At 46.1% G+C, this 20,515-nt stretch carries 18 protein-coding genes; 6 read left to right on the forward strand and 12 right to left on the reverse strand.

All coding sequences use genetic code 11. The features are described 5' to 3' along the window. Nucleotides 1-24 precede the first annotated feature (24 nt). The 9 genes from LPB400_RS01060 to LPB400_RS01100 form a co-directional block, all read right to left on the reverse strand. The gene (locus tag LPB400_RS01060) at nt 25-729 is read right to left on the reverse strand and encodes a virB8 family protein (RefSeq protein WP_107769519.1); all 705 of its coding nucleotides are present in this window, start codon (nt 727-729) and stop codon (nt 25-27) included. Nucleotides 730-921: 192 nt separating this feature from the next. Continuing rightward, a complete protein-coding gene (locus LPB400_RS01065) occupies nt 922-1,416 on the reverse strand; it encodes a hypothetical protein (RefSeq protein ID WP_049323729.1) in 495 nt (164 codons plus the stop codon). Nucleotides 1,417-1,434: 18 nt separating this feature from the next. Next, nucleotides 1,435-1,626 (reverse strand): hypothetical protein, encoded by a 192-nt coding sequence (locus LPB400_RS01070; protein ID WP_128582986.1) that lies wholly within the window; start codon nt 1,624-1,626, stop codon nt 1,435-1,437. Between the two features lie 23 nt (nt 1,627-1,649). Next, nucleotides 1,650-2,564, reverse strand: a complete 915-nt coding sequence (locus tag LPB400_RS01075; RefSeq protein WP_107769520.1) for a type IV secretion system protein — start codon at nt 2,562-2,564, stop codon at nt 1,650-1,652. A 62-nt stretch (nt 2,565-2,626) separates the two neighbouring features. Further along, complete coding sequence (locus LPB400_RS01080; RefSeq protein WP_150537973.1) at nt 2,627-3,298, reverse strand: type IV secretion system protein; 672 nt, start codon at nt 3,296-3,298, stop codon at nt 2,627-2,629. Nucleotides 3,299-3,381: 83 nt separating this feature from the next. Further along, on the reverse strand, nt 3,382-5,796 hold the full coding sequence (locus tag LPB400_RS01085) for a conjugal transfer protein (RefSeq protein ID WP_107769521.1): 2,415 nt from the start codon (nt 5,794-5,796) through the stop codon (nt 3,382-3,384). After that, on the reverse strand, nt 5,696-6,130 hold the full coding sequence (locus LPB400_RS01090) for a VirB3 family type IV secretion system protein (protein ID WP_070814692.1): 435 nt from the start codon (nt 6,128-6,130) through the stop codon (nt 5,696-5,698). The genes LPB400_RS01085 and LPB400_RS01090 overlap by 101 nt, the downstream gene beginning before the upstream one ends. 9 nt (nt 6,131-6,139) lie before the next feature. Further along, entirely contained in the window at nt 6,140-6,454 is a 315-nt protein-coding gene (locus LPB400_RS01095) for a hypothetical protein (RefSeq protein ID WP_070814693.1), read from the reverse strand. Nucleotides 6,455-6,517: 63 nt separating this feature from the next. Beyond that, nucleotides 6,518-7,159, reverse strand: coding sequence for a lytic transglycosylase domain-containing protein (locus LPB400_RS01100; protein ID WP_107769522.1), 642 nt, complete (start codon nt 7,157-7,159; stop codon nt 6,518-6,520). 545 nt (nt 7,160-7,704) lie between these two features. On the opposite strand from LPB400_RS01100, the gene aldA reads away from it, so the two are divergent. The 6 genes from aldA (at nt 7,705) to cas2 (ending at nt 17,340) form a co-directional block, all read left to right on the forward strand. Beyond that, nucleotides 7,705-9,147: an aldehyde dehydrogenase gene (aldA, locus tag LPB400_RS01105; RefSeq protein ID WP_219089147.1), complete on the forward strand. Its 1,443-nt coding sequence runs from the start codon at nt 7,705-7,707 to the stop codon at nt 9,145-9,147. Between the two features lie 179 nt (nt 9,148-9,326). Next, a complete protein-coding gene (gene lysS / locus LPB400_RS01110) occupies nt 9,327-10,838 on the forward strand; it encodes a lysine--tRNA ligase (protein WP_049323415.1) in 1,512 nt (503 codons plus the stop codon). Nucleotides 10,839-11,100: 262 nt separating this feature from the next. Continuing rightward, on the forward strand, nt 11,101-12,525 hold the full coding sequence (locus LPB400_RS01115) for an alanine/glycine:cation symporter family protein (RefSeq protein ID WP_219089149.1): 1,425 nt from the start codon (nt 11,101-11,103) through the stop codon (nt 12,523-12,525). Between the two features lie 269 nt (nt 12,526-12,794). Then, entirely contained in the window at nt 12,795-16,040 is a 3,246-nt protein-coding gene (cas9, locus tag LPB400_RS01120; protein ID WP_070461271.1) for a type II CRISPR RNA-guided endonuclease Cas9, read from the forward strand. Nucleotides 16,041-16,106: 66 nt separating this feature from the next. Beyond that, the gene (cas1, locus tag LPB400_RS01125) at nt 16,107-17,021 is read left to right on the forward strand and encodes a type II CRISPR-associated endonuclease Cas1 (protein ID WP_070461272.1); all 915 of its coding nucleotides are present in this window, start codon (nt 16,107-16,109) and stop codon (nt 17,019-17,021) included. Then, nucleotides 17,014-17,340, forward strand: coding sequence for a CRISPR-associated endonuclease Cas2 (gene cas2, locus LPB400_RS01130; protein WP_070461273.1), 327 nt, complete (start codon nt 17,014-17,016; stop codon nt 17,338-17,340). Before cas1 ends, cas2 begins: the two co-directional genes overlap by 8 nt. A 372-nt stretch (nt 17,341-17,712) precedes the next feature. Here cas2 and LPB400_RS01135 read toward each other — a convergent pair whose 3' ends face one another. The 3 genes from LPB400_RS01135 to LPB400_RS01145 form a co-directional block, all read right to left on the reverse strand. Then, nucleotides 17,713-18,687 (reverse strand): IS110 family transposase, encoded by a 975-nt coding sequence (locus tag LPB400_RS01135; protein ID WP_070461274.1) that lies wholly within the window; start codon nt 18,685-18,687, stop codon nt 17,713-17,715. A 361-nt stretch (nt 18,688-19,048) separates the two neighbouring features. After that, nucleotides 19,049-20,227 carry a zonular occludens toxin domain-containing protein gene (locus LPB400_RS01140; protein ID WP_070461275.1) on the reverse strand — a complete coding sequence of 393 codons (1,179 nt, stop codon included), beginning with the start codon at nt 20,225-20,227 and terminating at the stop codon, nt 19,049-19,051. A 2-nt stretch (nt 20,228-20,229) separates the two neighbouring features. Beyond that, nucleotides 20,230-20,511, reverse strand: a complete 282-nt coding sequence (locus tag LPB400_RS01145) for a DUF2523 family protein (protein ID WP_070461276.1) — start codon at nt 20,509-20,511, stop codon at nt 20,230-20,232. Nucleotides 20,512-20,515: the final 4 nt, after the last annotated feature.

The raw sequence follows: 20,515 nt of genomic DNA on the forward strand, positions 1-20,515 counted from the left end.
TACATTCATCGTTAACCCTTTCTGTTATGACGCAGTTTCCGGATCGACGCGATAACTTTTGACAATAAAGCCCAATGGATTGATACGGCGGGCTTCCTCACTCATAGGCTGGTTCGCATATTCGTAGCCGATAGTTGCGATCATGTTTTGAACAGGAATTTCCTGATTTAAATCTCCCGAAATCGGTACCATACGTTTTTCAAAACGGACTTGCGCTGTACTACCAATAAAAGTCACGGCTTTTACTTTGGCGACTACCTTGTATTGGTTTTTTAATACCTTATGCGGAGCTTGCGGATTGTCGTTATAGATTTTTGAAAATGCTGCCTGAATCTCAGGGGAACTCATCAACATAACCGCATCGTAGTTATCCTGAATTGTTACCCAGTCATAGCTTTCACGAAGTTGGACGTAACGTGTCAACCAGTGTTTATCCATAACTTCGCCGTAGGATTGTTCCTGATTTTTCATCATCGTTACGATTTCCGTTTGCCCGGTGTTGTTATCGACCTTGATTACATAAGGCCGTGTCTCTTTTAAAGGTGTCAGACCTGCTACTGCTCCAACTGCCAAGCCTGTGATCAAGAGACACGCACCACTGATGCGCCATGCAATTTTTGCTGATTTATGAACACGCACAATTTCTGCGCTTTCAAAACCTTTTGCAGCATTAATAAACTCAATAGCCATTTTGTTATTGCTGGCTTTTTGTGAATTGTCAGGCATCATTTATCCTCTTGCTTGAATAGTTGAATTAATCGGAAAAGGCGTACCGTGAGGTTGAGGAGGCTTTTTTCCGGAACATGCACAAAGTGCGATAGAAAGGGAGAGAAGAAGGATGGTTTTCACGGGGATTTCCTTGATTTATGAATCGATAAGCCCAAAAAAAACACCCCGATTGGGGTGTTCTTCTCAGATAGATTAATAGGTTGTTGCGTGATATTGCGTTTTTTGAATATTGAAACGATTATCATCGGTTAGAGAAAGAGTTGTACGAAAGTTGTCAATTTTGACTTTCTCTTTAGGAGGTATGTGGATGTCGGTTGATACTGCCGACACATAATATCCCTGTTTGTCATAAATAGGAACGGACACATTAACCACAATCAGACGATTGGTTTTGTTTAAAGCCTCACCAGTAAAGGTTATATCTGCCTGTGGAATCGCCCCCTTATAACTGCCACCTCTTTGGACAACAAGCATTTTCAAGTTTTTTAATTCGTATTGAGCTGTCGATTTACTGCCTAAAGACAAAGTGTCTTTAGCTTGCCCTGCTCCCGAACCGGCCATACCTGAATTAATGCCCGCCAAAGTACCGTTGATGGCGCTGAGGCCGTCAGTCAGTTCAGCACAGGCACTCAAGCCCAAACTCAGGGCTGTTATAGCAGCAAATTTAGTAATCTTGCGATAATCCATATTTAAACCCTTAGAGTATTAATCATCAAAACGAACCGGTACTGGTCGGTCAAGCAGTTTAAAAAATAATCCAAAAATCGATAAACCGATACATAGCCCGGCTAATCTGGCCAAAGAACTTTCCATCAAGTTGCCGAACATACCGATAAACATCAATGTGCCCACAGAAAGCAACAACATCCACCAAAGCATTTTAGTTACGAAAGTCATGATCATATTCTCCTAAAATTGGATTATTTCGGTTTGACTTTCCCGCCACCGGGAAGTTTCACACCTTTTGCCCATCTTGCCACAGACATAACGGTTCGACTGAAACCGTTTACAGATGCCCCACCCGTTAAAGCGGAAGAAATCGAAGGAATACTCCAGGCAACCAAAATAAAAATTGTTGTTGATAGGAAAAAGAGCGGAATCAAGCCGACTACCTGAGCAACTGATCCGATCTCTCCAACTACTGCTCTTTCTAATTGGTTCTTGAAAAAATCATTCTGCAATGCACCTAGAATAACGTAAAACACTACTGTAACTGAGTAATTAAGGATTTGTCCTATCCAATTCATGCCCCACTGCCGTGTTGCAGGAAACAACATTGAACCTATAAACATAGGTCCGATGACGATTACCATCGCCAATGATAGTTTGGCAATTAGGTAATAAGCAAATGTAATGAGAAAGAACAAATAAGCCAATATAACAGCAATCGTACCACCAATATAAAGCATCAGCTTATCTGATACTTGTAGCATATCCAAAGAAGAGGCATACGCAAAAATATTCTCCATCATCTTTAAGATATTGTTGCTTTGGGTATCCAACGCGCTTGCAGTATAGGTTGAAGTCCCCAACAATCCACTCAGATTTTCGGGCAACATCCACATGATATTGGCGAGTTTCTGATACTGACTGGAATTGAACGCAAAAGCGATAATCAGCAACCAGCCGATCATGCGCTTACCCAAATCCACGACATTTTCATCAAACCCCCGTTTGTAATAGTCAAACGCGATCAACAGGATATAAATCCCAAAGCCGATTTGAAAAACCGGAGCAATACCGCTGATCATGTTATTTGATTTTTGGAACAGATTAGTTCCCATACCGTTTAGTAGAAAGTTGGCGAGTTCGGAAAAATAAGAAGTTGTTTCCATAATTTGCCCTATTTTATTTAGTGCTGCATTCGCTTACTCCCGAATGCAGCACGATAAAGCTACTACTGATTACAGACCGCATAGTTGCGATCACGGATATGACGTGCCATACATTCTTCACGGGAAGCATACTGGCGCTGTTCGATTTCTTGTTGTCGTTTATACAACCGATCGAGCATATCCAGCTTGGTTTGATTGTTGGCGATTTTTGCCTGTTCCACAGAAATACGGTTTTGCAGGTCAGTAGCGGCTTTGATGTCTTGTGTATTGTTGACTTCGTCCATCAAGCGCGACAGAGATTTAAGCTGTGTCTCCATTGAGTTAAAGACTTTTTCCATCTCCTTCATGTTATGCACAGCCATTCGTTGCGCCGTTTCAGGGTTATAGGCCTTACTATTAATTACAGACTTATAGTCGATATTTTTTGCGCCTTTATAAATCTCGCTCCACTCGGACGGAATTTGGTCTTTGAGCGTATCCTTCAAAAGATTGCCCATATTGCGCGAACCTGTCATCGCTTTAAACTGTTTAACCTGTTGTTCGTACTGCTGTTTCATTTGTGCGAGTTGCTTAGCCATCTCCATCATCTGCTGAAGGAAGTTTTGGGCGCGTTGAGCTGCTGCTGCACCATCAACTACCGGAATACCACTAGCTGTAACTGCTAAAGGCATAGCTGCTAAACTCGTAACAAGAAGAGCCATAGCGGATAATTTCTTCAGATTCAATTTCATCATAAGTTCCTTGTTGAAAGCCGCATCAAGCGGCAAAAAAAAAGGCCGTTTGAAATTCAAACAGCCTTCGTTAAATTAAAAGAATATTATGCGGCTCGCACATTTTTCTTCTCTGCACGGCGTTCTCGCAGGGTTTCAAGAAATGGGCGATACCAAACATCCGGATTTTCACTGCCAACATCTTCCATAATTTGATGCAACAACTCAACGTTATCAGATGAACCTGACAGGAAAGCCATTTCATCATGAAAACCGTACAAATCCAGCATGGCAAATGCCGACTGTTTCGACTGCTTAACCAAGAATGTGCGGCTTTCCAACGAGAGTTTGGAAAGTTCCTCAAACTCTTTTAGCGTCAGGCCGCAACGTTCGTAGCTGTTTTCAAATTCGGCATCAGGATTCGGCAGAAAGATTTTAGTTGGCGTTTGTTGCACAATCGCCGGGAAAATAGGACAAGAAATCGCATCTTCCGGTGATTGCGACACCAAAATCAACCAGCCGCCGCGTTTACGGTCGGTTTTCAGAATCTTGAGCATGATGTCCTGCAATGCCTCAAAACGTGCCGCATACCAAAATTCTTCAATGATGGAAGCGAGAATGCCGTCTTCTTTAGCAACTTTGTCCATCATGATATTTCTCAGGTGAAACATATACGCTAAAACCGGAGCGGTCGGCGGATAGTCGTCCTTCAGAATATCGGTAAGGTCAAAGCCGACACGGAAGAACTGTTCGGCATCAAACAGGTTCGTTGGGTTGTCCAAGCACCATGCGAACCGTCCGCCTTCACTTTCGCACCATTTGGACAGGCGCATACGCAGTGAGTTGGGATCTGGAACGACAGGAATACTTTGTAACAGATGGCTGAAACGACGGTGTTCGTAATCCATGCTAAACATCGTATCGACAGCGGCCTGAATCTCTTTTTCTTCCGTAGCCGTCAGTTTGCCGTTTTCGTCTGCGCCGCACATACCAACCAAGCTGTACAGGAATTCACGGTTTGCCGGCGTATCGGGCAGTTGAAAAGGGTTTAACCCGGTCGAAACCCCCGCTTCCAACGCAAAATACGAGCCGCCAATGGCACGGATGAATATCTCCATGCCCCGGTCTAAGTCCATCACGAACATATAAGGGTTGAAGCGTTCTGTGAACGCCATCATAGATGTTTGCAAAGTGGTTTTACCCGTACCGGTTGCACCCAACATCAGTGTGTGTCCGGCGATTTTCTCACCAAGGCTGTCCTCCTTCATGTTTGAAAAATGGAAGTTGAAGTCGTAAATCGTTTTGGACGTGGTTTGCAGCGGCATAATTGCCGAACCATCGCCAATCGGATTACCCTGTTTTTTACCGTGCGAGTAGTTGTGTATGCCGAAGGTTGTCGCAAAGTTTGTTGTCGTTTTCGGGTAAGAGCGGGGCTTTTCCTTGCTGCCCGGCACTTGGCTGAAAAACGTCGCCGGAGCGGACAGCCCAGCCTTGGTAAAGCGGTAGCCACCCGCATTCAGGAATGTGGAATAAGCACGCGCACCGTTTGCTGCCGCCTCTTCCGCCGTCTTACCGTACACGACCAACGCCGCATGATAGTCGCCGAACATAAGTTCGCCCGAAACGAGTAAACCCTGACCTTTTTCCAACTCTTTCTGCTGCTCCGTTGCCTTGTCGTTGACCGATGTCAGATTGTTCAACTGTTTCTTAATTTCGCCCTGCATATCATACGGATTGATGAACACAAGGCTTTGAGTGAATGTGAACTCACAAGGCAAGCGCAAGATTGATGTCAAGATTTTAGGTTTACTAATCCCAAAGTCTTTCAGATCGAACATTTGTGCAAACTTACGAGTCCCGTTTTGGGAACGAATTTCGCACAAATCAGAACCAAAATGCAGATTAGCTCCTGGAATAGTCTGATAAGCATCAACGAAAGACAAAGGAATCTCTTCCCGTGTTCCATTAATTAGGCTACCAAAAAACGAGTACACCTCCGAGAAGGCAACACCGTTTTCATTCTTATAGGCAGTCAAAAGATACGGATCGTATGGTTCGAGTGAACGCATCAGAATCTGAATTTGCTCCTCTGCTTCTTTAATACCTGCTTCCAAATAGTCGTTCTTAATCAAAACTGTCAGATGGAATACGTTTTCAAAATAATCCGCTTCCTGAAAGCGTTTCAGATACTTGTCAGCAAACTGCTGACAGAAAGCCGTCTGAAACTTGTACTCACGGTCAAAGACAATCTTTTGGCGTTGCAGCGTTCCCCACACCGCCAAACGGTTGCCCAAGGTTTTGCCCATACCGGCGAGCAGGTTGCGTAACGATACAAACTGCGTGAACAGGTGCTTGTCGTTCACACCGTCAAACGGCAGGCCTTCCATGCGGATAACGAAGGCGAGATGTCCAGTTTTGTAATTAACGATGTTGTTTGTAACGTGTTGGCAGATTTTCGGTAGAAAATCCGACTGTGCCGGTTGCGCTTTCAGAGCATTGCTCAAAAAATCGCTGATAATCACTTTGTTGTCTCCCAAATTTAGTGGCGAGAATGGTGTTCGTGCCGTTGAACAGCCTGGTATTACGGCGGCGCAGGAAGTATTTTGTTTCCAAGCGGTAGATGTTTAAGGCTTGGTCGTCATTGGCACAAATTGTCCGTAAAAAGGCCAAAAACGGCACGGGCAAGAGTAAAAACAATAAAGCCCGCCAGCCGAGGAAATACATCATCGGCAAAGTTACCCCCATACTAATAAAAATACTGGTGGCAACAGCCTCAAGGGGAATGCCGAACATCATTGCCCGACGGTTCAGCCCGTTAAAGGTATGCTGTTCGGTGTGGATATTTTCCTTTTCCATCTGTGTTCCTCAGAATGAAACCGAACCGCCTTTGGTAAACAGATAAGTAGCAAAGGCAATAGATGCACCTGCACCAACCACATACAAACTGAGTTCTAAAAAATCACCCCATGTTTTTCGACCACTTTTTGCTTGTAGAAAAAACCAAAGCATGGTTATACCGCAAATCGTGCCGACAAGAACATAGATGCCTTGGCGGACTTTCACCGCAATATTATTGACATCATTAAACCCGTCTGCCAACGTCATTTGTGCAATTGTCAATAAAGCAACCGCAGCGATAGTTTGGGGATTGGCTACAATTTTTTTGATGTTGTTCATCATTATTTCCTTTTTAAAAGACAAAAAAAACCGCATTTAGCGGTGATAAGAATTGCCCGAAGGCAGTTAAAACTCTTTAAATACATCCCATTCCGCGTATCGTTTGACGGGTGTTTGGGCTGCTACTTTGACTATGTTTTCAGACGAGCTATCAGATCGGGCAACAGCAGGTATAGGCTTCGGCTTAAAAGGCTGAACAGGGTGTGATGCCAAAACTGTACGATTGCCGCTCAATCGTGCGTAACGTTCTTTCACGTTGCGGACGTAGTGCTGAGTTTCCCGATAAGGCGGAATGCCACCATATTTCCTGACAGCTCCCTCACCGGCGTTATACCCAGCCAGTACCAAATCAATATTGCAACCATGTGGGCTGGATTTGTCAGGAAAGTGGTTACATAAAAAACGCAGGTAACGTGTACCTGCGATGATGTTTTGTTCCGGGTCGTAGAGGTTTTTAGGATTCACCCCCATTCTTGCAGCAGTGGGAGGAATGACCTGTAACAAACCCCGTGCATTCTTATTGGACAGAGCATAACGGTTTCCTGAGCTCTCACGCCCCATAACCGCCCATACAATGTTTTTGTCCAAACGCTGTAATGCTGCATGCTTTTCAACTAATGCAGCGTATTGAGGGTATGGAGCGTCGGCAATCGCTGATGTTTGGTAAAAAGCAAAGAGTGATGTTGTCAGTATCAATATTCTCTTCATGTTTTTTTCACATCCCTTCCTTTATTTATTCTGAAAAGAAAAAACGAAAATCAAAGCAAATTGAGTAAAAATGCTTGGATTTTCGTTCTGTGGTATGTGTCCGGTTTGTGCCGAGATAAGGCAAAATTAAACTGTATCAGACTGAAGGTGCTGGCTTCAACTCTGTTTAGAAACAATTAGTTATATTTTATTATTTGGACTTTTAATCCGTTGGTCGAGCGTTCGAATCGCTCACGACCCACCAAAATATGAAAACCTGCCTTGAAAAAAGCAGGTTTTTTTATATTCTCCATCAAGCCTTTCTTCACTCAATACCTCCCTTATTATCAACATCAAGAATATTCGAGCTTTGTCACAATGCTGTTATAGATGTAACTGAAAGCATCACAAACCTCTTAAATCAATCAAACCCAACTCCCCACACATCATATTTTTCTAAAAACTTCCAAATACCTACCATCAACCCACGCTAAATCCTCTTGTATGCCAGACAATTTAGGCATAGACTAAAACTACATCCAACTACAACAACAGGAGAAGGTTTGATGAAACAACTGTCTATGTATATCAACGGCCGCTTTGAAACCGACTTTAACGGTACATGGCGTGATGTATTGAATCCGGCAACCGAAGAAGTCATCGCGCGTGAGCCTAAAGGCGGAAAAGCCGATGTTGATCGTGCCGTTGCCGCGGCCAGAGATGCGCAAACTGCATGGGAGCGTTTGCCTGCCGTTGAACGCGGCGCATACCTGCGCAAAATCGCCCAAGGCATCCGCGAACGTGCCGACGAGCTGACCGACACTATTGTTGCTGAAGGCGGCAAAACCAAAGACTTGGCACGCATAGAAGTCATGTTCACTGCCGACTATCTCGATTATCAAGCCGAATGGGCGCGCCGTTATGAAGGCGAAATCATCCAAAGCGACCGCCCGCGCGAAAATATTTTATTGTTCAAACGTCCTTTGGGCGTAATCGCCGGCATTTTGCCGTGGAACTTCCCATTCTTCCTGATTGCCCGAAAAATGGGCCCGGCTTTGGTAACAGGCAATACTATCGTCGTCAAACCAAGCAGCGTTACCCCGATTAACTGCCACATTTTTGCTGAAATCGTTCACGCTTCAGGCTTACCGGCCGGCGTATTCAACGTCGTCAACGGCCCTGGCGCAGAAATAGGCAATGCCTTGGCATCACATCCGCAAGTCGATATGGTCAGCCTGACCGGTTCTGTAGAAGCAGGCCGCCAAGTAATGGAAGCCGCCGCCACCAACATTACCAAAGTCTCATTGGAACTCGGAGGCAAAGCCCCTGCCATCGTTCTGAAAGATGCCGACTTGGATCTGGCCGTCAAATCCATCTTGGCTTCACGCGTGGGCAATACCGGCCAAATCTGTAACTGCGCCGAACGCGTGTATGTCCACAACAGCCTGAAAGACGCGTTTATCGAAAAAATGACCGCCGCCATGAAAGGCGTACGCTACGGCAACCCGGCCGAAGCCGAAGCAGGCGCGCTGGAAATGGGTCCGCTGATTGAAGAGCGCGCTGTCAAAGCCGTTGCTGAAAAAGTGGAACGCGCCGTCAAACAAGGTGCGACACTGGTCTGCGGCGGCAAACGCGCCGAAGGACGCGGCTATTTCTTCGAGCCGACCCTGCTGACCGATACCGACAACAGCATGGACATCATGAAGGAAGAAACCTTCGGCCCAGTCCTGCCGGTTGCCACTTTCGACACACTCGATCAAGTCATCGCCTTGGCAAACGACAGCGAATTCGGCCTGACCAGCTCCGTCTATACCACCAATCTGAATGAAGCGTTTTATGTAACCCGCCGCCTGCGTTTCGGCGAAACCTACATCAACCGCGAAAACTTTGAAGCTATGCAGGGCTTCCATGCCGGTTGGAAAAAATCAGGTATCGGCGGCGCGGACGGTAAACATGGTTTGGAAGAATATCTGCAAACCCAAGTCGTTTATTTGGAAACCGATATCTAACTGCCGATACTGCCCTTCATGAAACAAAAGGCCGTCTGAAACTGATTTTTCAGGTTTCGGACGGCCTTTCTGCCTTTATAGAAAAAAACACCGACATCGCGTAAAATAGAGCCAATTTTTCACTTTATTCAGGCCGTCTGAAAACTCCGGCAGCCTGAGTCATTTTTCCGGAAAACACCATGAGCGAACAAAACAATCCGCAAATCGAGCCGCAGTTGGACGAAAACCAAATCATCGCCCTGCGCCGCGAGAAACTGCACAACATCCGCAAAGAACGCAACGCCTACCCTAACGATTTCAAACGCGACAGCTTTGCCGCCGACCTGCATACCCAATACGGTGAAATCAGCAAAGAAGAACTCGACCCGCAAGGTATTCCCGTCAAAGTGGCCGGTCGCATGATGCTCAAACGTCAAATGGGCAAAGCCAGCTTCGCCACCATTCAAGACGTTACCGGTCAAATCCAGCTTTATTTGAACAACAAAGGCGTGAGCCAAGAAGTTTTGGACGACTTCAACCACTGGGACTTGGGCGACATCGTCGGCGCGGAAGGTACTTTGTTCAAAACCAACCACGGCGAATTGACCGTGCGCGTGTCCAACATCCGCCTGTTGTCCAAATCCCTGCGTCCTCTGCCCGACAAACATAAAGGCTTGAGCGATCAGGAAACCAAATACCGTCAACGCTACGTCGATTTGATTGCCAACGAAGAATCGCGCAATACCTTCATCAAACGCAGCCAAATCATCCAATCCGTGCGCAATTTCATGGTCAACGAGCATTATTTGGAAGTTGAAACCCCAATGATGCACCCGATTCCGGGCGGTGCAACAGCGAAACCTTTCGTTACCCACCACAACGCTTTGGATATTCCACTCTACCTGCGCATCGCTCCCGAGCTGTATCTGAAACGCTTGGTTGTCGGCGGCTTGGAACGCGTGTTTGAAATCAACCGCAGCTTCCGCAACGAAGGCATGTCCGTACGCCACAACCCTGAATTCACCATGATCGAATTCTACGAAGCTTTCTCCGACTACGAACGCATGATGCAAATGGCGGAAGACATCATCCGCAACGCTTCCCGCGCGGTAAACGGTACGGCAAAAATCAGCTACAACGGAAAAGAAGTCGATTTGGAAAGCCCGTTTGAACGCCTGACCATTCTCGGTGCCATCAAGAAATACAATCCGCACTATACCGATGAGCAGTTGAACGATGAAGAATGGCTGAAAAAAGAAATCGTCAAACACGGCGAAAGCCTGCCTCCGTCTCCGGGTATCGGCAGCCTGCAACTCGCCCTGTTTGAAGGTTGCGCCGAGGGCAAACTGTGGAACCCGACTTTCATCATCGACTACCCTGTCGAAGTATCGCCATTGGCACGCGCATCCGACAGCAAACCGGGTTTGACCGAACGCTTCGAGCTTTTCGTTGTCGGCCGCGAACTGGCAAACGGCTATTCCGAGTTGAACGATCCGGAAGATCAAGCCGAACGCTTCAAAGCGCAAGTGGCGCAAAAAGATGCCGGTGACGACGAAGCCATGCACTACGATGCCGACTACATCCGCGCCATGGAATTCGGCCTGCCACCGACAGGCGGCTGCGGCATCGGTATCGACCGCTTGGTAATGTTGCTGACCGATTCGCAAACCATCCGCGACGTGATTCTGTTCCCACAAATGCGTCCCGAATAACGCATTGAAATAAAATCAAGGCCGTCTGAAAACAAGACTCTGTTTTCAGGCGGTCTTTTTGTTCAAATATGTAAAACGGAAGAGTTTAAATCGATAAATCCTTTACACCATAATAATAAAATTACATGATAATCAAAAAGATAATATAAAAAAGAATATGTAAACGTTTTTCAGTTTGTTGACAGTCTGCTAGAATACATCCAGTTACAGACAGCCTCCACACACAGGCCGTCTGAAAATGCAGAAACTCTGAAAGGTTTGTATGGATCAATTTTTCGAACAGCTTCACGGCTTGATAAACGCCATCAACGACCAAATGTGGTCGGGGTTGGTATATATGCTTTTAGGCGCAGGCCTCTTTTTCACCGTTACCACCGGTTTTGTACAATTCCGCCTCTTCGGCCGCAGTATTAAAGAAATGTTGGGCGGCCGCAAACAAGGTGATGATCCGCACGGAATCACACCGTTCCAAGCATTCGTTACCGGCTTGGCCAGCCGCGTAGGCGTGGGCAACATCGCCGGCGTGGCGATTGCCATCAAACTCGGCGGACCGGGCGCGGTGTTCTGGATGTGGGTAACCGCCTTAATCGGCATGAGTTCGGCGTTTGTCGAATCTTCACTGGCCCAACTCTTTAAAGTTCGGGACTACGACAACCACCACTTCCGCGGCGGCCCTGCCTACTACATCACTCAAGGCCTGGGACAAAAATGGCTGGGCGTTTTGTTCGCCCTGAGCCTGATTTTCTGTTTCGGCTTTGTATTTGAAGCTGTACAGACCAATACCATCGCCGATACCACCAAAGCGGCATGGGGCTGGGATCAACACTATGTCGGTGTCGCCCTGGTCATTCTGACTGCCCCTATTATCTTCGGCGGTATCCGTCGCGTATCTAAAGCCGCGGAAATCATCGTTCCGCTGATGGCGGTTTTATATCTCGTCATAGCACTCTTCATCATTGCTACCAATATTTCCCTGATTCCTGACGTGTTCGGTCAGATTTTCTCCAACGCGTTCAACTTCGATTCGGCTGCAGGCGGTTTCCTCGGCGGTCTGATTTCGACCACCATGATGCAGGGTATCAAACGCGGCCTGTATTCCAATGAGGCGGGTATGGGTTCCGCGCCGAATGCCGCCGCCGCTGCCGAAGTGAAACACCCCGTCTCCCAAGGCATGATTCAAATGCTGGGCGTTTTCGTCGATACCATCATCGTCTGCTCATGTACCGCCTTTATCGTCTTGACCTATCAGCAGCCTTACGGCGACCTGAGCGGTGCGGCGTTGACGCAGGCAGCGATTGTCAGCCAAGTGGGTCAATGGGGCGCGGGCTTCCTTGCCGTCATCCTGTTTATGTTTGCCTTTTCAACCGTTATCGGTAACTATGCCTATGCCGAGTCCAACGTCCAATTCATCAAGAGCCATTGGCTGGTTACCGCCGTTTTCCGTATGCTGGTTTTGGCATGGGTCTACTTCGGCGCAGTTGCCAACGTACCCTTGGTATGGGATATGGCAGACATGGCCATGGGCATCATGGCATGGATTAACCTCGTCGCCATCCTGCTCCTGTCCCCACTTGCCTTCCTGCTGTTGAAAGACTACACAGCCAAGCTGAAAATGGGTAAAGACCCAGAGTTCAAACTCTCTGAACACCCAGGCTTGAAACGCAAAATCAAATCCGATATCTGGTAAAACCAAAGGCCGTCTGAAATTTCAGACGGCCTTTTTAATCCCTGCCATTTAGACAAAACGATGCCCCTTAAAGCAGAAGCCTTAAGGGGCAGAGCGTTGCGGCACATCTTTTCAGACGGCCTTATTGTAGCAACGTTTCTCATTTCGCAGTGCAACAATATGGACAGATTCTAATTCCAAATCGGTACCTAGTCAAGTATTTCATTTGCATGGTAATACTTACCTAGGATATATTTATACTTACCAAACATCATATTACGGAGAAACTGATGGCTACATTCAAACCCAATCCAATCAACTACGTCCTCGGCCTCGATATCGGCATCGCATCCGTCGGCTGGGCGATGGTAGAAATTGACGAAGAAGAAAACCCCATACGCCTGATTGATTTGGGCGTGCGCGTATTTGAGCGGGCCGAAGTACCAAAAACAGGCGACTCTCTCGCAGCGGTAAGACGCTTAGCACGCAGCGTCCGCCGCCTGACCCGCCGTCGCGCCCACCGCCTGCTTCGGGCCCGTCGCCTATTGAAACGCGAGGGCGTATTACAGGCTGCCGATTTTGATGAAAACGGCTTGATTAAATCCTTACCGAATACACCATGGCAACTTCGCGCAGCCGCATTAGACCGCAAACTGACGCCTTTGGAGTGGTCGGCAGTCTTGTTGCATTTAATCAAACATCGCGGCTATTTGTCGAAACGGAAAAATGAAGAGCAAACTGCCGATAAGGAGCTTGGGGCTTTGCGTGCAGGTATGAAGAGTAACACTCAAGCCTTAAAGACAGGCAATTTCCGCACTCCGGCCGAATTGGCTTTAAATAAATTTGAAAAAGAAAGCGGCCATATCCGCAACCAGCGCGGCGATTATTCGCATACGTTCAGCCGCGAAGATTTACAGGTGGAGCTGGTTTTGCTGTTTGAAAAACAAAAAGAATTCGGCAATCCGCATGTTTCAGACGGCCTTAAAGAAGGTATTGAAACCCTGCTGATGGCGCAACGCCCTGCTCTGTCCGGCGATGCCATTCAAAAAATGTTGGGGCATTGCACCTTCGAACCGACAGAGCCGAAAGCCGCTAAAAACACCTACACAGCCGAACGTTTCATCTGGCTGACCAAGCTGAACAACCTGCGTATTTTAGAGCAAGGCAGCGAGCGGCCATTGACCGATACCGAACGCACCATACTTATAAATCAGCCGTATAAAAAGAAACTGACTTACGCACAAGCCCGTAAGCTACTGGGTTTAGAAGATACCGCCTTTTTCAAAGGATTACACTATGGTAAAGACAATGCCGAAACCTCAACATTGATGGAAATAAAGGCCTACCATGCCATCAGCCGTGCGCTGGAAAAAGAAGGATTGAAAGACAAAAAATCCCCATTAAACCTTTCTCCCGAATTACAAGATGAAATCGGCATGGCATTCTCCCTATTCAAAACCGATGAAGACATTACAGGCCGTCTGAAAGACCGTGTTCAGCCCGAAATCTTAGAAGCGCTGTTGAAACACATCAACTTCGACAAGTTCGTCCAAATTTCCTTGAAAGCATTGCGCCGAATTGTGCCTCTAATGGAGCAAGGCAAACGTTACGATGAAGCCTGCGCCGAAATCTACGGAGACCATTATGGCAAGAAGAATACGGAAGAAAAGATTTATCTGCCGCCCATCCCTGCCGACGAAATCCGCAACCCCGTCGTCTTGCGCGCCTTATCTCAAGCACGTAAGGTCATTAACGCCGTTGTACGCCGTTACGGCTCCCCTGCGCGTATCCATATTGAAACGGCAAGGGAAGTAGGCAAATCGTTTAAAGACCGCAAAGAAATCGAAAAACGCCAAGAAGAAAACCGTAAAGACCGGGAAAAAGCCGCCGCTAAATTCCGAGAGTATTTCCCCAATTTTGTCGGCGAACCCAAATCCAAAGATATTCTGAAACTGCGCCTGTACGAGCAACAACACGGCAAATGCCTGTATTCGGGCAAAGAAATCAACCTAGGCCGTCTGAACGAAAAAGGCTATGTCGAAATCGACCATGCCCTGCCGTTCTCGCGCACATGGGACGATAGTTTCAACAATAAAGTGCTGGTATTGGGCAGCGAAAACCAAAACAAAAGCAACCAAACCCCTTACGAATACTTCAACGGCAAAGACAACAGCCGCGAATGGCAGGAATTTAAAGCGCGTGTTGAAACCAGCCGTTTTCCTCGCAGTAAAAAACAACGGATTCTGCTGCAAAAATTCGACGAAGACGGCTTTAAAGAACGCAATCTGAACGATACGCGCTACGTCAACCGTTTCCTGTGCCAATTTATTGCTGACCGTATGCGGCTGACAGGTAAAGGGAAAAGACGTGTCTTTGCATCCAACGGACAAATTACCAATCTGTTGCGCGGCTTTTGGGGATTACGCAAAGTGCGTGCGGAAAACGACCGCCATCACGCCTTGGACGCCGTCGTCGTTGCCTGCTCAACCGTTGCCATGCAGCAGAAAATTACCCATTTTGTACACCATAAAGAGATGAACGCGTTTGACGGGAAAACCATAGATAAAGAAACAGGAGAAGTGCTGCATCAAAAAACACACTTCCCGCAACCTTGGGAATTTTTCGCACAAGAAGTCATGCTTCGCGTCTTCGGCAAACCGGACGGCAAACCCGAATTTGAAGAAGCCGATACCCCAGAAAAACTGCGCGCGTTGCTTGCCGAAAAATTATCATCTCGCCCCGAAGCCGTACATGAATACGTTACGCCACTGTTTGTTTCACGCGCGCCCAATCGGAAGATGAGCGGTGCACATAAAGATACTTTGAGATCTGCTAAACGATTTGTTAAACATAATGAAAAAATTAGTGTTAAACGAGTATGGTTAACCGAAATCAAGTTGGCCGACCTTGAAAATATGGTTAATTATAAAAATGGTAGGGAGATTGAATTATATGAGGCTCTTAAGGCACGTTTAGGGGCATATGGAGGTAATGCTAAACAAGCATTTGACCCTAAGGACAATCCGTTTTATAAAAAGGGGGGACAACTGGTTAAAGCTGTGAGGGTCGAAAAAACCCAAGAGAGCGGAGTCTTATTAAACAAAAAAAATGCTTATACCATTGCAGATAATGGAGACATGGTACGTGTTGATGTGTTCTGTAAAGTGGATAAGAAAGGAAAAAATCAGTATTTTATTGTTCCCATCTATGCTTGGCAGGTTGCTGAAAACATTCTTCCCGATATTGATTGTAAAGGATACCGGATTGATGATAGCTATACATTCTGTTTTAGCTTGCATAAGTATGATCTGATTGCTTTTCAGAAAGATGAAAAATCTAAAGTAGAATTCGCCTACTATATCAACTGTGATAGCTCTAATGGACGATTCTATTTAGCTTGGCATGATAAAGGCTCTAAAGAACAGCAATTCCGTATTAGTACCCAAAATCTTGTATTGATGCAAAAATACCAAATCGATGAACTGGGCAAAGAAATCAGACCATGCCGTCTGAAAAAACGCCCGCCTGTCTGCTAAATTAATCTATCCCTGTTTCAGACGGCCTGAAGCAGGGATTTTTTATATCAAAATAAGGGGAAAAACATGACTTGGCGCAGCCTGCTCATTCAAAATGGCGGCAAACTATCCTTGCAATGCCGGCAACTGCTGATTCAACAAAACGGCGAGTCCCATACCGTACCATTAGAAGACATCGCCGTTATCATCATCGAAAACCGCGAAACCCTGATTACTGCCCCGCTCCTATCAGCCTTAGCCGAACATGGCTCAACCCTGCTGACATGTGACGAACAGTTCCTACCCTGCGGACAATGGCTGCCTTATGCCCAATATCACCGCCAACTTAAAATCCTCAAGCTGCAGCTGAATATAAGCGAACCCTTAAAAAAGCAACTCTGGCAACATATCATCCGCCAAAAAATCCTAAATCAAGCATTTGTCGCAGACGAAACAGGCAATGATCTTGCCGCCAAACGGCTGCGCACTTTGGCAGTCGAAGTCCGTTCGGGCGATACAGGAAACCGTGAAGCCCAAGCTGCCGCCCTCTACTTCCAAGCCCTCTTTGGAGAAAAGTTTACTCGCAATGACAACAATGCCGTCAATGCCGCATTGAACTACACCTACGCCGTACTCCGTGCAGCAGTTGCACGCGCCCTGACTTTATATGGATGGTTGCCTGCATTAGGCTTGTTTCATAGAAGCGAACTAAATCCATTCAACCTCGCCGATGACTTTATCGAACCCTTACGCCCATTGGCCGACCTGGTCGTTATACATTTGCATGAACAAGGCCGTCTGAAAACTGATCTGACCTCCAATCTCAAACAAAACCTTATCAAGACCCTTCACTGTCAAATCTGTATCAAACGACAACATTTCAGCACCTTGGCTGCCATAGACAAAATGATTTCCTCATTTCAAGCCAGCGTAACCGATAAAAACGCCAAACAGCTGAAACTGCCTGAAATCTTGCCATTGAAAGAATACCAATATGAGTGAGGCCAAATTTATGAGGATTATCGTCTTCTTCGACCTACCGGTCACCACAACGGCAAAGCGCAAAGCCGCCAATCAATTCCGCCAGTTTCTATTAAAAGATGGATACCAAATGCTCCAACTTTCTGTATACAGCCGTATTGTCAAAGGTCGAGACTCGTTACAAAAACACCACAATAGGCTATGTGCAAACCTACCGCAAGAAGGTTCAATCCGCTGTTTGGAAGTAACAGAAAAGCAATATGCCACCATGAAACTGCTGTTGGGAGAGCTGAAAACCCAAGAAAAAAGGGTAAATTCCGACCAACTATTATTATTTTAAGCTCATTTTATTAGACAAAATAAAACGGGAAACCCTTATAGAATAAGGATTTCCCATCGAAGTATTGTAGCACTGCGAAATGAGAAAGGGAGCTACAACATTGGGAAGTGAAATAAATCTCAGCAATAAATTGTAGCACTGCGAAATGAGAAAGGGAGCTACAACATTAACGAATTGCGTAAATTGGTTGACGGTATTGTAGCACTGCGAAATGAGAAAGATGCTACTTTAACATGCAATAGTAATTTACTGTCATTTTTGTATATTATTGTTTTTCCTGTTTATTTAGTTTTGCAATTTTTACAGAATGCAATTGGCCGCGCGAATATTTTACGATTATCCGCGTAGCTTTTGCGTTTTTGTTAAGGCTCTTTACGCTTGTTTGTACCGACTCGGATCGAAGTCGGTTTGGTTTTTGTGCAGATGATAGGCAATGACGAGTAGCTTTCTCATCAGGGCGCAGATAATAACCATCTTGGGCTTTTTGGCTTTTTGCAGTCTTTTGGTGAAGTCGGGAAAGTAATTTTGACGCATGGCTACCATGGCGGCCATGAAGAGGGCGCCGCGTAGTTTTCTGTTGCCATACCTTGTCAGCTTTTCTTTGCCGTTGACGCTTGTCCCTGATTTTTTCTGTTGCGGGCTCATGCCAGCGAATGCTGTAAAGTGGTTGGCGTTTTTGAAATGTGCGGTAAGGAGATGAACGGTTAGGTATATAGCCGTTGTTTGGCCGACTGATGGGATGGTTTGTAGGCGTTTGGCGGTTTCTTGAATGGCTTTGTCTGCTTTGGCCGTTTGTTTGATTTGGCCGTCCACGTCTTGCAGATGCTGGTTGAGTTCGTCTATCTGCTTTTGGTGGATTTGTTGTACAAAGCTGTCTTTTGCTGCTTTCAGCCTGTTTTTTTGTGCTGTCAGCTGTTCTTTCAGTTGGTTTTGCAGGCTCAACAGGCGTTTGAGGCTTTGGATGTTTTCAGACGGCCTTTTGTGCTTGGGTAGGTCTTTTGCTAGGGCGTTTTGACCAAATTCTGCTATTAGTTTTGCGTCTTGTTTGTCGGTTTTTGTTCGATTAAAACGGTAATCGGCATACCGTTTGATTTTTAGGGGATTGATAACGGAAACATGGTAATCATCGGCGAGGTTGTCGGCGACGGCTTCGTAGTAGTTGCCGGTGGCTTCCATGATGATGTAAATGTTTTGGCCGTCTTCGATACTTTGGCCGTTTATCCAATTTTTCAGGCTTTCTATGCCGTCTTGGTTGTTTTGGAACTTCTTATAGGCCGTTTGGCCGTCTATTAATGCGACTGCGTCAAATGTTTCTGCGGATATGTCGAGTCCTACGGTATTTCTCATATTTTTTCCCTTACTATGCAGGCTCTTGGCCTTTGATGCTACTCAAATTAAATATGAAAAAATCCGCCGTCCTTATCTTTCTCCCAATCTTGATGATTCGGGAACTTTCAGGCTCGGCGGATGTTGTCAGGGTTAGCTAGACCGCTGACGTTTTGAGTATATCAGATGTTTCAATCTCTTTGCTTTTCTATTCTTTCTTTTCTAAAATTGCGCTCTGCCGCGCGGCCATTGCTACTTGCTTCCTTTAAAAATCGCGGGATTTAGGTTTCTGCTCTTTAGATAGGTTTTTACGCCGCGCTTTTTAAAGGAATCAAGCAGCTTTTATTTAAAGGCCGTCTGAACTGGTTTCAGACAGCCTTTGTCATTGCGCGGATTCGACTACCGCGCCGCTTTGCGGTGTGAACTTTGCGCCTGCTTCTACATATCCGTCATACATAAGGTTTTGAGGGCTTTGGCCGCCTAGTGATGCGACTTGCACGCCTGCGCTAGTATCCGACGCGGATGGCGCTGTCTGCGCTTGGTTTGAGCTGTGGTCGGACTCTTTGTAGGGATTAAACGGCAGGCCATTATGGGCGTAGTCTTTGCACATTGCCTTAGTGATTTCTTTCAGCGGTGTACCTTGCGATGAATAGCAGGTACATCCGCTTTTGCCACCATCAACACAGCCGACGGGGTACTCAAATGTTTTAACTTGTCGGACGCCGTTATAGATGGGTTTACTTTCGGGCTTTTCGGCAAGAACAGGGACAAAATCTTCAGGTTTGAGGTTTTGCCCCTGAATTCCACTTTGCGGCATCATTTCTTTTTGGTTTTCAGGGTCAAGCGGATTTTTGAAACCTGTATCTTCTTTTGCTGCTTCGGCCTTTGCCGTTATTCCTGCTTTTTCTTTATAACCCTGATACATCTTATAGCCCATGAATCCGACCAAACCTAAGATACACGGCAGGATAAACAACATGGCGATTATGATGTAATACCACCTTGATTTGACGTGCGAATGGGCGGTATGCACTTCTGCAGATTTGTAGTATTCAAGAACCTCTTCCCTAATTTTATGCGAACTGGACAAGGCGTTTCTTGATTGCTGTGTCGGGTTTAAAGCTACTTCGTTCCATTCAAGCCTTGTCAGTCCGCCCATTTTGTTTGCAGCTATATGGATATGCTTGTTCACGACTTCGCGCAGATTCACGTCAAGCAGCTTGGGCGATTGTGTGATTAGTATCATGTCGATACCGTAATGGCCGTGAATGTTCAAAAAGGCGACGTTTTCAGGCATTTTTGAACCGCTGGAACGTGTCGGAAACAAATATTGCACTTCGTCATAAATGACAACTGAGCCGATATTCTCTTTCCATTTCAGCCATTCATACATGTCTTCCCAGCTATGACCTTCCGGCGGTTGATGATGGTCTATCAAAAGGCCGTTGATGTTGGAGAAGATTTTACGGCCTTTATAATAGTCATCAAACATAAGCAGTTCGACGGCAAAGGCGGTTTTGCCGATTCTTGGTTTTCCTGTTATCAGGGTAATGGCGGCCATCTTTATCCTTTCTTGCCAAAGCTTAATTTAGACAGAGTTTTAAACGTAACGACAAAAGCGAGCATTCCGAACATGATGTTCAGAACAACGCCGCCACCTGCAATGTAAAAAATTTGGATCGCTCCGGCGGGAACTGCGCCCATACTGCTTATAAACTGATTTTTAAGATTGCTCATAAGGGCATCAAAACCAACATAAGTAATAATAGACACCCCTAAAGCAGTCAGAATGTATTTGACAACATGATTTATCAAATATGGAGCAAGAGCAGCTAAAAATTTCATAAAT

It is taken from the genome of Neisseria perflava, assembly GCF_019334725.1.
Lineage (GTDB): Bacteria > Pseudomonadota > Gammaproteobacteria > Burkholderiales > Neisseriaceae > Neisseria > Neisseria subflava_A.

What these genes read in the sequence shown, in the direction of transcription:
- LPB400_RS01060 (WP_107769519.1), bottom strand. Translation starts at nt 729, where the DNA reads ATGATGCCTGACAATTCACAAAAAGCCAGCAATAACAAAATGGCTATT.
- LPB400_RS01065 (WP_049323729.1), bottom strand. Translation starts at nt 1,416, where the DNA reads ATGGATTATCGCAAGATTACTAAATTTGCTGCTATAACAGCCCTGAGT.
- LPB400_RS01070 (WP_128582986.1), bottom strand. Translation starts at nt 1,626, where the DNA reads ATGACTTTCGTAACTAAAATGCTTTGGTGGATGTTGTTGCTTTCTGTG.
- LPB400_RS01075 (WP_107769520.1), bottom strand. Translation starts at nt 2,564, where the DNA reads ATGGAAACAACTTCTTATTTTTCCGAACTCGCCAACTTTCTACTAAAC.
- LPB400_RS01080 (WP_150537973.1), bottom strand. Translation starts at nt 3,298, where the DNA reads ATGATGAAATTGAATCTGAAGAAATTATCCGCTATGGCTCTTCTTGTT.
- LPB400_RS01090 (WP_070814692.1), bottom strand. Translation starts at nt 6,130, where the DNA reads ATGGAAAAGGAAAATATCCACACCGAACAGCATACCTTTAACGGGCTG.
- LPB400_RS01095 (WP_070814693.1), bottom strand. Translation starts at nt 6,454, where the DNA reads ATGATGAACAACATCAAAAAAATTGTAGCCAATCCCCAAACTATCGCT.
- LPB400_RS01100 (WP_107769522.1), bottom strand. Translation starts at nt 7,159, where the DNA reads ATGAAGAGAATATTGATACTGACAACATCACTCTTTGCTTTTTACCAA.
- aldA (WP_219089147.1), top strand. Translation starts at nt 7,705, where the DNA reads ATGAAACAACTGTCTATGTATATCAACGGCCGCTTTGAAACCGACTTT.
- lysS (WP_049323415.1), top strand. Translation starts at nt 9,327, where the DNA reads ATGAGCGAACAAAACAATCCGCAAATCGAGCCGCAGTTGGACGAAAAC.
- LPB400_RS01115 (WP_219089149.1), top strand. Translation starts at nt 11,101, where the DNA reads ATGGATCAATTTTTCGAACAGCTTCACGGCTTGATAAACGCCATCAAC.
- cas9 (WP_070461271.1), top strand. Translation starts at nt 12,795, where the DNA reads ATGGCTACATTCAAACCCAATCCAATCAACTACGTCCTCGGCCTCGAT.
- cas1 (WP_070461272.1), top strand. Translation starts at nt 16,107, where the DNA reads ATGACTTGGCGCAGCCTGCTCATTCAAAATGGCGGCAAACTATCCTTG.
- cas2 (WP_070461273.1), top strand. Translation starts at nt 17,014, where the DNA reads ATGAGTGAGGCCAAATTTATGAGGATTATCGTCTTCTTCGACCTACCG.
- LPB400_RS01135 (WP_070461274.1), bottom strand. Translation starts at nt 18,687, where the DNA reads ATGAGAAATACCGTAGGACTCGACATATCCGCAGAAACATTTGACGCA.
- LPB400_RS01140 (WP_070461275.1), bottom strand. Translation starts at nt 20,227, where the DNA reads ATGGCCGCCATTACCCTGATAACAGGAAAACCAAGAATCGGCAAAACC.
- LPB400_RS01145 (WP_070461276.1), bottom strand. Translation starts at nt 20,511, where the DNA reads ATGAAATTTTTAGCTGCTCTTGCTCCATATTTGATAAATCATGTTGTC.